We start from the raw sequence: 15,035 nt of genomic DNA on the forward strand, positions 1-15,035 counted from the left end.
TGTCCGCATGCCTGCCCGGTCTCTCCTTCTCGGAAAGCGCGCACTGGTCCACAGATGGGGCAGCGCTTTGCCGCCTGGTGGAAGACCGGGCACCCAAGACGCGGGTTCCAGTCGAGTGTCTCCCTTGCCGCCCTGGAAGCCCCCTCACATAATGGCCGCCATCTTCCCCGGAGAGCACGTGCAGGATCACCGAGCCAGACCCCTCTTGGCCGTGACGGTCGCCCTTTTCGTCATGCTTCCGCGCGTCGGCTTCGGCGCCGCGGACGACAAGAAGCGCGCCGAGCGCGAGGCGCTCAAGGCTTCGCTGATGCAGGTGTTGCAACGCGAGCCCCTCAACGCCAGTCGCGTGGGCGTCCACATGATGAGCCTCGATGACGGCAGCGTGGTGTTCAGCCACAACGCCGACGAGCTGCTCAACCCCGCCTCCAACGTGAAGCTCGTCACGTCGGCGGCGGCGCTCGTCACGCTCGGGCCGGAATACCGCTTCGAGACCGAGTTCCTCGTGGAGACCGAGTCCGACGGTATCAAGGCCAGGACGCTCTACGTGCGTGGCAAGGGCGACCCGTCCATCACCACCGAGCGCCTCTACGGCATCGTGTCGGACCTCTTCCACACCGGCCTGCGCGAGGTGCAGGACATCGTCGTGGACGACTCGTGGTTCGACGCCGAGCGCACCCCTCCGGGCTTCGACCAGGAGGACTCGGACCGGGCCTACATGGCGCCCACCGGCGCGCTGAGCCTCAACTGGAACGCGGTGGGCGTGTTCCTGCGTCCCGGTGACACCGTGGGCTCCAAGGGCGTGGTGGAGATCGAGCCGCAGAGCGACTTCTTCGTGGTGGAGAACTCGCTCACCACGGGCAACGCCCGGTCCCGGCGCTTCTCGGTGGCCTCGGACGCCGCGGGGGCCCAGCAGAAGATCATCGTGCGGGGCCAGGTGCCGCACGGCGGCGCCTACATGAGCGTGTACAAGAAGATCGACAACCCGCCCATGTACTTCGGCCAGACGCTCAAGCAGATGCTGACCACGCGGGGCGTGAAGGTGAAGGGCAAGGTGAAGCAGGGCCTCGCGCCGCAGAAGGCGAAGCTGGTGTACGTGGCCCACTCGGACACCTTCGACATCATCCTCAAGCGCCTCAACAAGGTGTCGAGCAACTTCATCGCCGAGACGCTCCTCAAGACGATGGGGGCCGAGGCGCGTGGGGTGCCGGGCACCTTCGCCAAGGGCATCGACGTGGTGGAGGACTTCCTCTCGCGCGAGGTGGGCATCCCCCGCGGCACGTACGTGATGAAGAACGGCAGCGGCCTCAACGACGCCAACCGCTTCTCCGCCACGCAGCTGGACCGCGTCCTCCGCTACATGTACGACCGCTTCCCGCTGGCGCCCGAGTACCTGTCCTCGCTGGGCATCGCCGGCAAGGACGGCACGCTCAGGTACCGCTTCGACGGGACCGAGGCCGTGGGCCGGCTGCGCGCCAAGACGGGCACGCTGGAGAACGTGTCGGCCCTCAGCGGCTACGTGCAGGCGGCGGGCGGGGAGAAGTTCATCTTCTCCATGATGGTGAATGACTACCCGGGCCGCTCCGGGCCGGTGGTGCGCGGACTGGACTCGCTGGGCGCGGCGGTGGCCTCGGTGGGCTCCACGATGGGCCCGGGGCGCACGGTGGCGGAGCTGGCCAGCGAGGAGAAGTCGAGCACCCCCATGGCCGAGGTGACGAGCCGGGTGAAGACGTACCTGGCGCTGGGCAGTCAGCGCGACGCGCGCAACATCGGCTTCCTGCGCACGGCGTGGCGCAGCGAGCGCGACCCGGCGGTGCGGGCGGTGGTGGCCGAGAGCCTCTACCAGTCCAACCCGCAGGACTACCTCGGGGTGCGCACGCTGCTGGACAGCTACTCGGCGGGCACGGATGTGTACGGCCGGCTGCGCTCGGTGGCGCGTGAGCTGTCGGTGGAGGTGCCCGGCCTGGGCTCCATGGTGGAGCTGGCCGCCAGCGGCAACGCCGAGGCGCTCGCGCGCATCATCGAACTGGCCGGAGCGTCCTCGGGTGACGCCGCCTCCGAGTCCGAGATGGTCGAGGGTCTGGGCGCGGTGGCTCGCACCGCCCCGGAGGAGCTGGTGCAGGCGATGAGGACGGCCTCCGCCAGGGACCGCGAGGCGACCACCACGCTGTTGGCGCGTGGGCTCGTCCAGGCGGGAGAAGCCGAGCACCCCTTCTGGAAGGCGCTGCGCAAGAGCCTGGGCTCCACCGACACCAGGCTGGCGGAGTTCTCCCGCACGCTGGAGGGCACGCTGTCACGCAAGGTGGCCGAGGAGAAGGCGCCCAGGCCCCTGGTGCCCGTGCAGATCGTGGCCCCGGCGGTCTCCACGCCCATCGGCCCCACCTCCGCCGAGCGCACGGCGGAGACCCGCCCGGGCGGGTGAGCCCCTGAGCGCCCGCTCGAGGGGTCTCCCTGCGGACAGTTGACGCATGACCGGGTGAATCCCTGTTCAGGTGGGGACTCACCCGGTATGCTATAGGGCGAGTCCGGTGGTGGGCCCGGTGGCCTGCCCCGGACGCATGTGACTGGCCCGTGGTGGGCCGGTCCTCGTGGAGAAAGGACACGTCGTCATGGCTGGAGGAGTCAACAAGGTCATCCTCATCGGCAACCTCGGCGCGGACCCGGAGGTGCGCTTCACCCCGGGTGGCCAGGCGGTCGCCAACTTCCGCATCGCGACCAGCGATACCTGGACCGACAAGAACGGCCAGAAGCAGGAGCGCACGGAGTGGCACCGCATCGTCGTGTGGGGGAAGCTCGCGGAGCTCTGCGGCGAGTACCTGAAGAAGGGCCGCCAGTGCTACGTCGAGGGTCGCCTGCAGACGCGCGAGTGGACGGACAAGGAGAACAGGAAGAACTACACCACCGAGGTGGTGGCCAACGCGGTGACCTTCCTGGGCGGCCGTGACGGCGCCGGAGCGGGCGGCGGCGGTGGCGGTGGTGGCCGCGGCTACTCGCAGCAGCGCGGCGGGGGCCAGCAGCAGGGCGGCGGCGGGTACGACGACTACGGCCCTCCCCCGATGGGCATGGACGAGGGCGGTGGCGGTGGCAACGGCGGCGGGGACGACGACATCCCGTTCTAGGCCGTGCCGCTCCCTCCCGAGCGCATGAAGTGAAAACGAAACGGCCGCTCCCGGGAGACCGGGGCGGCCGTTGTCGTTGTGGGCCTCGAAGGGCGCCGCGCTCAGTGCATGCCGCCGCGCAGCCGGACGATCTCCTCGCGGGCGCGGATGATCTCTTCGGTGCCACCGGCCTGGTACAGCGCGAAGATGGCGCCCCAACCCATGGCCAGCAGCACCAGGAAGATGACGATGGACCAGGGCTCGAAGCGGCGCATGGAGCGCTCGGTGGCCAGCAGACCCCAGCCCATGGCGAAGCCCTGCAGGCCGTTGGCGAGGTGGTACGCCGTGCCCAGCACGCCCAGCAGGTAGACCATGATGGTGGGCGCGTGCCAGTGCATCTCGTAGGCGATGGCCGCGAAGGGCTCCGCCTGGCCGTGAATCAGCCGCGGTTGGAGGAAGGCCAGCCAGATGTGGGCGCCCAGGAAGGCGAGCACGCCCAGGCCGGCCACGCGCTGAACGATGTACTTGAGGTTGCCGTAGTACGGGTAGGCGAGGTTGTTCGGCTTGAAGCTGAACATGCGCACCAGGCCCCAGCCGGTGTGGAACAGCAGGGGCAGCATCACGATGAGGAACGTGAGGGCCTGGGCGTACGGGTGCTTGTACTGGGTGACCGCCGTCTGCCAGGCCGCGCCCCCGTAGAAGGCGGCGAGGTTGTCCCACAGGTGGTTCACCACCCAGATGCTCAGCGGCACCACGGCGAGGAACGAGCCCAGACGGGACTGGAGGAGCGGCGTCTTCTGGGAAATGGCGGCAGGAGCGGTAGCGGCTTGGGTGCTCATCGGTACTCCGGACATCGCGCGGATGGGGGCCGCGTCGAGTGACAGACGGACGGACGGACAGGGGGTTATAGCCCGTCCCAGGCGTGGGTAGGACTTTCTGCCATCAGGAAACGGAGCCGGAGCACATGGAGGTATCAGCCCGGGTGATGCGTCCCCGTAGGGCCCGCCCCGTCGGCCACGCCCCGGGCAGGGGAGCCCCGGGTCTCATTGTCATTGGCGAGCGGCTCGCGGGTGGGCACGCTAGTTCCAGACCTTATGGCTGATGAACTCGTCAGTGGATTGTTGAAGGAAACCGACCTGCGCGTGGTGCTCGTCACCGCCACGGAGCTCGCCCGGAAGGCGCGCGAGCTGCACCGCTCCGCGACGGCCTCGGCCTCGCTCATGGCGCAGGGCCTCTCGGCGGGCGCCCTGCTCGCCTCCCTGCAGAAGAGCGACTCGCGGGTGAACCTCCAGCTCGAGTGCGACGGGCCGCTGCGGGGCCTCTTCGTGGACGCGGACACGGCGGGCGTGCTGCGCGGCTACGCCAAGAATCCCCTGGTGACGCACGTGGGCTCGGAGGGCGAGTACCACTGGCGTCCGGTGCTGGGGAACAAGGGCTACCTCTCCGTGCTGCGCGACCTGGGCGGGGGCGAGTACTACCGCTCGGCGGTGGAGCTCGAGAGCTTCGAGCTGGCCGGGGACCTGGAGCGCTACTTCTCCATCTCCGACCAGCTGCCCACGCGCGTCTATCTCACCGTGTTGCCGACGCAGGCCAACGGCTCCGAGGAGCCGCTGGGCCTCGTGGCGGGCATGTTGCTGCAGCCGCTGCCCGACGGGGACCAGGACGCCTTCCGAGCGCTCGGCGACAGGCTGGCCCGGGACTTCGTACCCGCGGTGCGGGCGCATGCCGTCCATGGGACGACCGCGCTCCTCAAGGCGCTGGTGCCCCAGCCGGACCTGGAGGTGATGTCACGTTATCCGGTTTCCTTCACGTGCAGTTGCAGCAAGGACCGGGTGAAGCGGGCGCTGTTGTCCATGGGCCGCGCGGAATTGGAGGACATCCTCGCCAAGGAAGGCCAGGCCGAGGCCGACTGCCACTTCTGCACCACGCATTACGTGGTCTCCGGGGAGGAGATCCGAGAAATCCTGAAGGGGATGGCCCAGGCCTCGAGCTGAACAGGGGGCGGGCGAGCGGGTCCCCCCGGGAGTGGCGGTGGCGCGCCGCCCGGGGTATGACGCGGCACCGCTACCCCAGACCTGGAGTCCTCGCCGTGGCCACGAAGCGGGCAACGCCCAAGGCACCGCCCACCAAGGCACCACCCAAGGGCGCGAAGGGAACGCCCTCCCAGAAGAAGCAGGTGGAGAAGCTCGTCTCCATCCCATCGGACGTGGTGCTCGCGCCCCAGGTGGAGGCGCCGCGTCACCTCACCGGGCGTGACCAGTCGCGCTCGAAGACGAGCATCCAGGAACTGTCCTGGGCGGAGTTCGACAGGGCGGTGCAGATGCTCGCGCGCACCATCAGCCTGTCCTACAAGCCCCAGGCCGTGGTGGGCGTGGCGCACGGGGGCGTGTTCGTGGGTGGGGCGCTGTCCAGCGCGCTCGGCTGCGACTTCTTTCCGGTACGCATCAGCCGCCGCAGCCGGGACAAGGGCGCGTCCAAGCCGAAGCTGACCGGGGAGATGCCGCGCGAGCTCAAGGGCAAGCGCGTGCTCATCGTGGATGACGTCGTCTCCAGCGGCGACACGCTGGAATTGGCCACCGCCCTGGCCCGGAAGGTGGGAGCCCGGGAGGTGAATACCGCGGCGCTGGTGGCCCGTCCGGGGGGCTTCGCCCCGAGCTTCTGCGCGCTGCCCACCGATGCCCTCGTCGTGTTCCCATGGGACTACGAAGCCGTCACCGAGGACGGGCGCTTCGACGTGGACCCGGACAAGGCGGGGGCCTAGTCGAGGGAGAACCGGGGGCGAGATGATCATTGGTACCGCTGGGCACATCGATCACGGCAAGACGTCACTGGTCAAGGCGCTCACCGGTATCGACACCGACAGGCTGAAGGAGGAGAAGCGTCGGGGAATCACTCTGGAGCTGGGCTTCGCGCACCTGGCGCTCGATGACGGCACGGTGGCGGGCGTGGTGGACGTGCCCGGGCACGAGCGCTTCGTCAAGGCGATGGTGGCGGGCGCTGGCGGGGTGGACCTGGCGGTGCTGGTGGTGGCCGCGGACGAGGGCGTGATGCCCCAGACGCGCGAGCACCTGGACATCTGCCGGTTGCTCGGCGTGAAGGCCGGCGTCATCGCCCTCACCAAGTCGGACCTGCTGGCGGAGCTGGGCGCCGAGTGGCGCGCGCTGGTGGAAGCGGACCTGGCCACGCTGGTGGGCGGCACCTTCCTGGAGGGCGCGCCGGTGGTCCCCGTCTCCTCGAGGACGGGGGAGGGGCTGCCCCAGCTGCGCGCCGCGCTCACCCGGGCCGCCCAGGGGCTGCCCTCGCGTCCCTCCGAGGGTCCGGCCTTCCTTCCCGTGGACAGGGCCTTCACCATCAAGGGGTTCGGCACGGTGGTGACGGGCACGCTGCTGTCCGGCACGTTGGCGGTGGAGGACGCCGTCTCCCTGCTGCCGGGCCTGCCGGGTCCCTTGCGCGTGCGAGGGCTGCAGATGCATGGCGAGCCGGTGCCGAAGGTGGCGGCGGGCCAGCGCACCGCCGTGAACCTGACGGGAGTGGAGCCCGAGGCCATCGCGCGCGGCATGGTGCTGGTGAAGGCCGGCGAGGTGCCCGAGACGTCCATGCTGGACGTGGAGTTGAGCCTGCTGCCCGCGGCCGAGGAGTCGCTTCCCCGGCGCCGCAAGCTGCTGCTGCACCTGGGCACCGCGCAGGTGGAGTGCACGGTGGCGTTGTTGGATTTGGAGAAGCTGGAGCCGGGTGAGACGGCGCTCGCGCAGCTGCGTCTCTCCGCGCCGATGGCGGCGCTGCCGGGCCAGCGCTTCATCCTCCGGGGCTCGCGCGCGCTGCCGGGCCGTGGCGCCACGCTGGCCGGTGGGCGCGTGCTGTCCATCACCCCACCGCGCCGCCGCAAGGGAGGTGCCGAGGTGGTGGCCCCTCTGCTGGAGGCGGGCCCGGAGGGGCAGGTGGCGTGGTTGCTGCGCCAGGCGGGCTACCGCGGTCTCACGCAACAGGAGCTCTTCGCCCGCTCGGCGCTGGTGCCCCGGGTGCTCTCCCGGGCGCTGGAGTTGCTCGGCGCGCGGGGCTCGGTGCTGCTGGTGGACCGGGAGCGGCGCCTCTACCTGTCGGGCGAGGTGTTCGAGGGGCTGCGGGCGCGTGCCCTGGCGCTGCTCGCGGCCTTCCACGAGCGCGAGCCGCTGCGGGAGGGCCTGTCGCGGGAGGAGCTGCGCCAGCGTCTTTCCAGCGAGCTGGACGCGCGCGTCTTCGCCCGGGTGGTGCAGTCGCTGACGGACGGAGGGAAGGTGGAGGTGGAGAAGGAGGTGGTTCGCCTCAAGGGGCGTGGCCGCACGCTGTCGCTGGACGAGGACGCGGCGCGCACCCGGCTGGTGGCGGATCTCTCCGCGGCGGGGCTCGCGCCTCCCACCCTCAACGAGCTGGCCGAGCGGCTGCGGTTGCCGGCCACCCGGGTGCAGGAGTTGCTCAAGGTGGCGGTGGCGGAGGGCAGGGTGGTCCGGGTGAGCGAGGAGCTCTTCTTCGACGTGGGGGCGCTGGCCGGGCTGAAGGAGCGGCTGGTTGCCCACCTTCGCGAGAAGAAGGAGATTTCCACCCAGGCCTTCAAGGAAATGGTCGGGCAGAGCCGGAAGTTCGTCATTCCCCTCTCGGAGTACTTCGACCGCGAGAAGGTGACGCTGCGGGTCGGAGAGAAGCGGGTGCTGCGGCGCGCATGATGACGAAGCGTTACAGCGAGTCGGCCCTGCGGGCCCTCGTCGAGTCCTTCGGTAACCCCATGTACGTGGCCCACGAGGGCCGGGTGCGTGTGGCGAACGAGGCCTACCTGGAGATGCTGGGGCTGGGTCGGGAGCAGGTGGAGGGCCGCTTCTTCCTGGACTTCGTTCGTCCGGAGGACCGGGCGCGCTTCGAGGTGCGCTACCGCCAACGCCAGGAGGGGACGCTGAAGGAGACGGGCCCCCAGCGCTACCTGCTGCCTCGGGTGGGCGGGGGGATGCTCGAGGTGGCGACCTACGTGCAGGAGGTGGAGCTGGAGGAGCGTGGCCGGGCCCAGCTCATCAACCTCCTGGTGCTGGGCGAGCGTCCGGCGGAGCTGGGGGTGGCCGAGCGCCTGGTGGAGACGTCCGCGGAGCTCGTCGCGGCGCGCTCGGAGGATGCGGTGCGGCGGGTGGCGCTGGCGGGCCTCGCGGGCGCCGGGCTCTCCGCGCGCTTCCTGGCGCGCGACGGGGAGCGTTTCATCGACCGGGACGGAGCGCCACCGCCGGAAGACGGGGAGCTGGGGCTGCGGGCGCTGTCCGAGGGCCGGCCCGTCTTCGGCGCCGTCCAGGGCCTGTCCACGCCCGTCTACCTCCCGTTGGGCACCACGCTGTCGGAGGTGCTGTGGGTGTCCGGGCCGGGGCTGTCTCCCTCGTACGGCTCGGTGCTGTCGCTCTTCGCCAAGGTGGTGGGAGCCGCCCTCACCGACGCGCGGCTGCTGGCGGACGTGGAGCGGGGCCGGTGGGAGATGGTGGCCGTGGCCGAGGCGGCGCGCTTCGTCGCCCAGCCGGAGCCTCCCTCTCCCGAGGACTTCCTCTCGCGTCTGGCCTCGTTGCTCGGCGCGGAGGCCGTGCTGCTGTACGCGCCCGAGTCGCCCGAGGGGGAGCTGGTCCTCACGGCGCAGGTGGGCCTGGACGGCGCGCTGAAGGACGTGCTCGCCGCGCAGCGGGGCGGCCTGTCGCCGTCCGTGATGGCGGCCCGGGGCGCGGTGCTCTCCAACGAGGCCGAGGAGCGCGCGCTGTTGGAGGCCACGGGCGGGCGCCTGGGCTGTGGCGTGGCGATCCGCCTGACGCATGGGGGCCATCCGCGAGGGTTCCTCCAGGTGCTGCGTCCGCCGGGGCGTCCCTTCGTCGGGGCGGACCTGCGGCTGCTGGGCACGTTGTCCGAGTTGCTGATGACGCTGTTGGATCAGCGGCGCCTGCGCATCGAGTCCGCCCGGCAGCTCTCCGACACGCGCCTGCTGTTGGACCTGGCCCGCACCACCACCGCCACGCTGGAGGTGGCCAGCATCCTGGACGTGGCCTCGGACTTCCTCGTCAAGCTGCTGGATGTCTCCAACTGCTTCATCCTGCTGCACGACGAGCACGCGGGCGTCCTGCGCGGCGCCGCCGCCTCCGTCACCCACCGCGACTTCTTCCGCGGCGTGGTGATTCCGGTGGACGATCCCATCAGCATCGCCGCGCGCGTGGCCCGCGAGCGACGGCCCGTCGCCATTCCGGACCTGTCGAAGGTCGCGGAGATGCAGGACCGGGAGCTCGTCCGCCGCTTCGAGGAAAAGGCCCTGCTGGGCCTGCCGCTCACCTCGCGCGAGGAGCTCATCGGCGTGGTGCTGCTGGACGACACCCGCCGGCCGCGCGCCTTCACCCCCGCCTTCGTCGAGCTGGCCGAGGCCACGTGTGGGCAGATTGCCCTGGCCATCGCCAACGCCCGCCTCTACGAGTCGCTCTGGGCCTCCTACGCGGAGCTGGCCGCGGCCCGCGCGGAGATGGTCAAGCGCGAGCGCCTGGCCGCGCTCGGCGAGCTGTCCGCCATCGTCGCCCACGAGGTGCGCAATCCCCTGGGCGTCATCTTCAACGCGGTGGCCTCGCTGCGCCGCATGCTCAAGCCCGACGGCGACGCGGCCATGCTGCTGGACATCCTCGCGGAGGAGAGTGACCGGCTCAACCGCATGGTGGGGGATCTGCTGGACTACACCCGCCCGCGCGAACCCATTCTGCAGCATGAGGACGTGCCCCGCGTGCTGCAGGACGCGGTGGATGCCGCGCAGGCCCAGCAGGGCGGCACCCTCCGTATCTCCCTGTCCGCCGAGGTGGAGCCGGACCTGCCCCGCGTGCCGTTGGACCGACGCCTCATCCGCCAGGCGCTCGTCAACGTGCTGGTCAACTCCATCCAGGCCATGCCACAGGGCGGGGTGGTGCAGGTGCGCGCCCGCCGCGAGGCCCAGGGGAGCAGGGACGTGCTGCGCATCGACGTGGCGGACCAGGGCTGCGGCATCCCCACCGAGCTCGTGCACCGGGTCTTCGAGCCCTTCTTCACCACCAAGGCCCAGGGCACGGGCCTGGGCCTCGCCGTGGTCAAGCGCATCATCGAGGAGCACCACGGGGAGATGACCCTGGAGAGTGCTCCGGGCCGTGGCACCACCTTCACCTTCCGTCTACCCCTCACCCAGCCGACGAGTCTGCCGTGAACGACGCATCCACTCCTCTCCCTCGCGGTCGCATCCTGGTCGTGGACGACCAGCGCAACATGCGAGCCACCACGGCGCTCCTCCTGCGTTCCGAGGGCTACTCCGTGTCCGAGTCCGCCAATGGCGAGGAAGCGCTCACGACCCTATCGGGCGGCGGCGTGGACCTGATGTTGACGGACCTGAAGATGGAGCCCATGGACGGGCTCACGCTCCTCAAGAAGGCCCTGGAGGTGGCGCCTCGCCTGCAGGTCATCATGATGACGGCCTTCGGCTCCATCGAGAGCGCGGTGGAGGCCATGCGCCAGGGGGCGTTCGACTACGTCACCAAGCCCTTCAAGGAGGGCGAGCTGCGCTACCGGGTGGAGCGCGCGCTGGAGCGGGCCCGGCTGCAGGCGACGGTGGACATGCTCGCCGGCGAATTCAACGAGCGCCACGGCCTGAGCGCGCTGGTGGGTGGCAGTCCGGCCATGCGCGAGCTGACGTCGCGCCTGGTGCGCGTGGCGCAGAGCGACGCCACGGTGCTGGTGCAGGGCGAGAGCGGTACGGGCAAGGAGCTCGTCGCCCGCGCGGTGCACGCGCACAGCCGGCGCAAGGACAAGGCCTTCGTCCCCGTCAACTGCGCCGCCATCTCCGAGACGCTGCTGGAGAGCGAGCTGTTCGGCCACGCCAAGGGCGCCTTCACCGGCGCGGTGCGGGCCCGCCGCGGTCTCGTCGAGGAGGCGGACGGCGGCACCCTCTTCATCGACGAGGTGACGGAGACGACGCCCGCCTTCCAGTCCAAGCTGCTGCGCACGCTCCAGGACGGCGAGGTGCGGCGCGTGGGTGAGTCCACTCCCGTGAAGGTGGATGTGCGAATCGTCGCCGCCACCAACCGGGACATCGAGCTGGAGGTGCAGGAGAAGCGCTTCCGGCAGGATCTGTACTACCGGCTCAACGTGGTGACGTTGCGCGTGCCGCCCCTGCGCGAGCGCCTGGAGGACGTGCCGGCCCTGGCCAAGCACTTCCTCGAGCGCGCCAACGCGCGCAGCCCGAATCCCAAGCGCCTGTCGGCGGCGGCGGTGGAGCACCTGATGGGCTACAGCTTCCCCGGCAACGTGCGCGAGCTGGAGAACCTGGTGGAGCAGGCGGCGGCCCTGGCCGAGGGCGAGGAGCTGTTGCCCGAGGACTTCCCCCTGCGCCCCAGCGCTCGCGTGGCGGCCAGTGGCTCCCTGGGGGCTCCACCCGCTCCCTCCAACACCGACACCAGCACGCAGATACCCACACTGGCCGAAGCGGTGGAGGAGGCCGAGCGTCGGGCGATTGCCCAGGCCCTGGAGCGGCACGGCATGGACCTGGGCCGCGTCGCCGAGGAGCTGGGCGTTTCCTCGACCACGCTGTGGCGGAAGATGAAGCGTCTCAACCTCCGTCCGCTCGGGGGCGAGCACCGGGACTGAGGTTGTACGGGGGCTGTCGATTGAGGAACACCCCGCCAGGAATGCAATGTGGATTCAGCCGTGAAAAGCAGAAGCGCCTGAAATGATTGCGGATTTTCACATCTGCAAGGAGATTGCAGGGCTGCAATGCACGGATGAGCGGCCCCCGGGGGCACCCGAATGCTAAGTGCCTGAATTTACTGCTCTCTGAGACTCGTGGCGCGGTGGCATGGGGAGTGCTAAGGCTTACACCCGGAGCGCATCGACGTGGCGATGAAGGCGGTTCCCCCCCACCCCTTCAGCGCCTCCGGTGAGCTTAATTTAGAAGAACCCGCGGCCCGGTCCCTTCCTGAGGGTACCGGGCCGCCTTCTTTTTGGGCCCTGGGTTTCGCCAGCTTCCGCTGTGGCTGGAGAATGCGGCGGTTTGCAGATCTGCAAGCGGATTTCAATGCTGCAATGCAGGGCTGAAACCGTGAGGAGGGCGCCGGGAGCCAAGTGCCCGGAAACACGAGGCAATTGGGGCGAGGGTGGGCTGGCATGGCGAGTGCTAAAGCATGGAGTCGGAGCACGTCGAAGTGAGGCTGAAGGAGGTTCCCCCCCACCGCCTTCAGCACTTCCGGTGAGCTTCCTGAGAAGAACCCGAGGCCCGGTCCCCTTTCTGAGGGTACCGGGCTTCCTTCTTTTCGGGCCCTGGGCTCCGCTGGCTTCCGGTAGGGCTGGAGAATGCGGCGGTTTGCAGATCTGCAAGGGGATTTCAGGGCTGCAATGCAGGGCTGAAAGCAGCCAGGTCCGTTGGACGTGGCCAGCGCGCCAGGTGCTTGAAATCACGGCACTTTCAGGGGCAGGCCGGGCTGGCATGGCGGGTGCTAAAGGATGGTCTCGGAGCACGTCGAAGTGAGGCTGAAGAAGGTTCCCCCCCACCTTCTTCAGCACTTCCGGTGGGCTTTTGAGAAGACCTGCGGCCCGGTGTCCTTCCTGAGGATGCCGGGCCGCCTTCTTTTTGGGCCCCGGGCTTCGCGCTCGCCTCTTCAGATCTGCAAGCGGATTTCAATGCTGCAATGCAGGGCTGAAACCGTGAAGAGGGCCCCGGGAGGGCCCCGGGAGCCAGGTGCCCGGAAACACGAGGCAATTGGGGCGAGGGTGGGCTGGCATGGCGAGTGCTAAAGCATGGAGTCGGAGCACGTCGAAGTGAGGCTGAAGGAGGTTCCCCCCCACCGCCTTCAGCACTTCCGGTGAGCTTCCTGAGAAGAACCCGAGGCCCGGTCCCCTTTCTGAGGGTACCGGGCTTCCTTCTTTTCGGGCCCTGGGCTCCGCTGGCTTCCGGTAGGGCTGGAGAATGCGGCGGTTTGCAGATCTGCAAGGGGATTTCAGGGCTGCAATGCAGGGCTGAAAGCAGCCAGGTCCGTTGGACGTGGCCAGCGCGCCAGGTGCTTGAAATCACGGCACTTTCAGGGGCAGGCCGGGCTGGCATGGCGGGTGCTAAAGGATGGTCTCGGAGCACGTCGAAGTGAGGCTGAAGAAGGTTCCCCCCCACCTTCTTCAGCACTTCCGGTGGGCTTTTGAGAAGACCTGCGGCCCGGTGTCCTTCCTGAGGATGCCGGGCCGCCTTCTTTTTGGGGCCCCGGGCTTCGCGCTCGTGGATTCAGCGCGCGGGAGCTGCGCGAGCGGGAGCCGCGGGCAAGCGCGAAGCTCGAGCCCACGAAACGAAAACGCCCGGGCGGAAGCCGCCCGGGCGTTGGTGAATCCGGAAGCGTGGGTGCTTCAGCGGCTGAGCAGCGTGCCGGCCTGGGCGATCCACTCGGCCACGGGGCCGGGGACGATGCCGAGCACCACCACGGCGACGGTGGAGACCACCAGGGCGAACTCGGTCATCCAGTTGCGCTCCAGGATGTTCGCGCCCTCGGGCACGGGCCGCATGTACATGTAGACGACCACGCGCAGGTAGTAATAGGCGCCGGCCGCGCTGGCGAGCACCGCGACGATGGTGAGGCCGACGAGGCCCGCGTCGACGGCGGCGCGGAAGAGGATGAGCTTGCCGAGGAAGCCGACAGTGGGCGGAATGCCGGCCAGCGACAGCATGAAGGCCGCCATGGCGAAGGCCCAACCCGGGCGACGCTGCGCCAGGCCGCTGAAGCGCTCCAGGTCCCACGCGGTGCCCTTCTCCTCGTCCTCGCGGCGCTCCAGCATGGAGATGATGCCGAAGGCGCCCACCGCGGTGACGGTGTAGGCGAGCAGGTAGAAGAGGATGCCGCGCAGGGCCTCGACGCGGGCCATGGCCTCGGGGCTGGCGCCGACCAGCGCGGTGGCGCCGAGCAGCTTGAACTCCTGGCCCGGCTGCACCACGAAGAGGGCCGCCACGCCCAGCAGCAGGTAGCCGGCGTGGGCGATGGAGGAGTAGGCCAGCATGCGCTTCACGTTGCGCTGCGGGAGGGCCAGCAGGTTGCCACCCACCATGGTGAGCAGCGCCAGGGTGGAGAAGATGACGAAGGGCAGCTTGGCGTTGATGCCGCTGCCCACGGTGACGAACACGCGCACCATGGCGACGAAGGCGGCGGCCTTCACGCCCGCGCTCATGAGCGCGGTGACGGGGGTGGGCGCGCCCTCGTACACGTCCGGCGTCCACATGTGGAAGGGCACCGCGGCCACCTTGAAGGCGAAGCCGGCGGCCACCAGCACCGCGCCCGTGTAGACGAGCGCCGAGCGGTTGTCGCCCATCGCGTTGCGCAGCGGCTGCACCATCTCCGACAGCAGCGTCGTGCCGGTGGCCCCGTACAGCAGCGCCGAGCCGTAGAGCAGCACCGCCGAGGAGAAGGCACCGAGGATGAAGTACTTGAAGCCGGCCTCGCTCGGCCGCGTGCCGCGCCGCAGGTAGGACGTCAGCGCGTACGTGGCGATGGAGAGCACCTCGACGTTGACGAAGAGGGTGATGAGCTCGTTGGACAGTCCCAGCAGGCTCATGCCCGCGCCCGAGAAGAGCATCAGCGCGTAGAACTCACCGCGCTCGGCTCCGCGCGTACGCAGGAAGCCGGCCGCGGTGAGCGACGCCAGCGCCAGCGCCACGCAGACGATGAACGTCAGGAAGCTGGAGAAGGGATCCAGCGCCCCGAAGCCGAGGAACACCTCGCGGGCCGGCTCGGTGAGCAGCGACAGCGACACGATGCCGGCGATGACGGACGTGGCGGTGGACAGCACCGCCTGGTAGCCGCGCGACGCGTGGGCGGAGAGGAATACCTCCGAAATCAGCAGGGTGCACGCGCCCACCACCAGGATGATGGCGGGGATGAGCGGGAGGAAGTCTGCCGAGGTGAGGTTGGGCAGGTTCAT

Annotated in this window: 9 protein-coding genes; 7 read left to right on the forward strand and 2 right to left on the reverse strand. The window is 69.7% G+C overall.

What is annotated here, in order from left to right:
• Window positions 1-178: 178 nt before the first annotated feature.
• Together dacB and JQX13_RS23680 are read left to right on the forward strand one after the other, a co-directional pair.
• Complete coding sequence (gene dacB, locus JQX13_RS23675; RefSeq protein WP_203412180.1) at window positions 179-2,419, forward strand: D-alanyl-D-alanine carboxypeptidase/D-alanyl-D-alanine endopeptidase; 2,241 nt, start codon at window positions 179-181, stop codon at window positions 2,417-2,419.
• A 187-nt stretch (window positions 2,420-2,606) separates the two neighbouring features.
• Window positions 2,607-3,116 carry a single-stranded DNA-binding protein gene (locus JQX13_RS23680; RefSeq protein WP_203411192.1) on the forward strand — a complete coding sequence of 170 codons (510 nt, stop codon included), beginning with the start codon at window positions 2,607-2,609 and terminating at the stop codon, window positions 3,114-3,116.
• 101 nt (window positions 3,117-3,217) lie between these two features.
• On the opposite strand, the gene JQX13_RS23685 is transcribed toward JQX13_RS23680, so the two are convergent.
• Window positions 3,218-3,934 carry a succinate dehydrogenase gene (locus JQX13_RS23685; RefSeq protein ID WP_203411193.1) on the reverse strand — a complete coding sequence of 239 codons (717 nt, stop codon included), beginning with the start codon at window positions 3,932-3,934 and terminating at the stop codon, window positions 3,218-3,220.
• A 255-nt stretch (window positions 3,935-4,189) separates the two neighbouring features.
• On the opposite strand from JQX13_RS23685, the gene JQX13_RS23690 reads away from it, so the two are divergent.
• The 5 genes from JQX13_RS23690 (at window position 4,190) to JQX13_RS23710 (ending at window position 11,732) form a co-directional block, all read left to right on the forward strand.
• On the forward strand, window positions 4,190-5,089 hold the full coding sequence (locus tag JQX13_RS23690; protein ID WP_203411194.1) for an Hsp33 family molecular chaperone HslO: 900 nt from the start codon (window positions 4,190-4,192) through the stop codon (window positions 5,087-5,089).
• A gap of 95 nt (window positions 5,090-5,184) precedes the next feature.
• A complete protein-coding gene (locus JQX13_RS23695; protein WP_430384190.1) occupies window positions 5,185-5,856 on the forward strand; it encodes a phosphoribosyltransferase in 672 nt (223 codons plus the stop codon).
• 22 nt (window positions 5,857-5,878) lie between these two features.
• Window positions 5,879-7,795, forward strand: a complete 1,917-nt coding sequence (gene selB / locus JQX13_RS23700; protein ID WP_203411196.1) for a selenocysteine-specific translation elongation factor — start codon at window positions 5,879-5,881, stop codon at window positions 7,793-7,795.
• Complete coding sequence (locus tag JQX13_RS55505; RefSeq protein WP_203411197.1) at window positions 7,792-10,299, forward strand: ATP-binding protein; 2,508 nt, start codon at window positions 7,792-7,794, stop codon at window positions 10,297-10,299. Before selB ends, JQX13_RS55505 begins: the two co-directional genes overlap by 4 nt.
• Window positions 10,300-10,340: 41 nt before the next feature.
• Window positions 10,341-11,732: a sigma-54-dependent transcriptional regulator gene (locus tag JQX13_RS23710; protein ID WP_203412181.1), complete on the forward strand. Its 1,392-nt coding sequence runs from the start codon at window positions 10,341-10,343 to the stop codon at window positions 11,730-11,732.
• A 1,740-nt stretch (window positions 11,733-13,472) separates the two neighbouring features.
• On the opposite strand, the gene JQX13_RS23715 is transcribed toward JQX13_RS23710, so the two are convergent.
• The gene (locus JQX13_RS23715) at window positions 13,473-15,035 is read right to left on the reverse strand and encodes an NADH-quinone oxidoreductase subunit N (protein WP_203411198.1); all 1,563 of its coding nucleotides are present in this window, start codon (window positions 15,033-15,035) and stop codon (window positions 13,473-13,475) included.

Source organism: Archangium violaceum, assembly GCF_016859125.1.
Classification (GTDB): Bacteria; Myxococcota; Myxococcia; order Myxococcales; family Myxococcaceae; genus Archangium; species Archangium violaceum_A.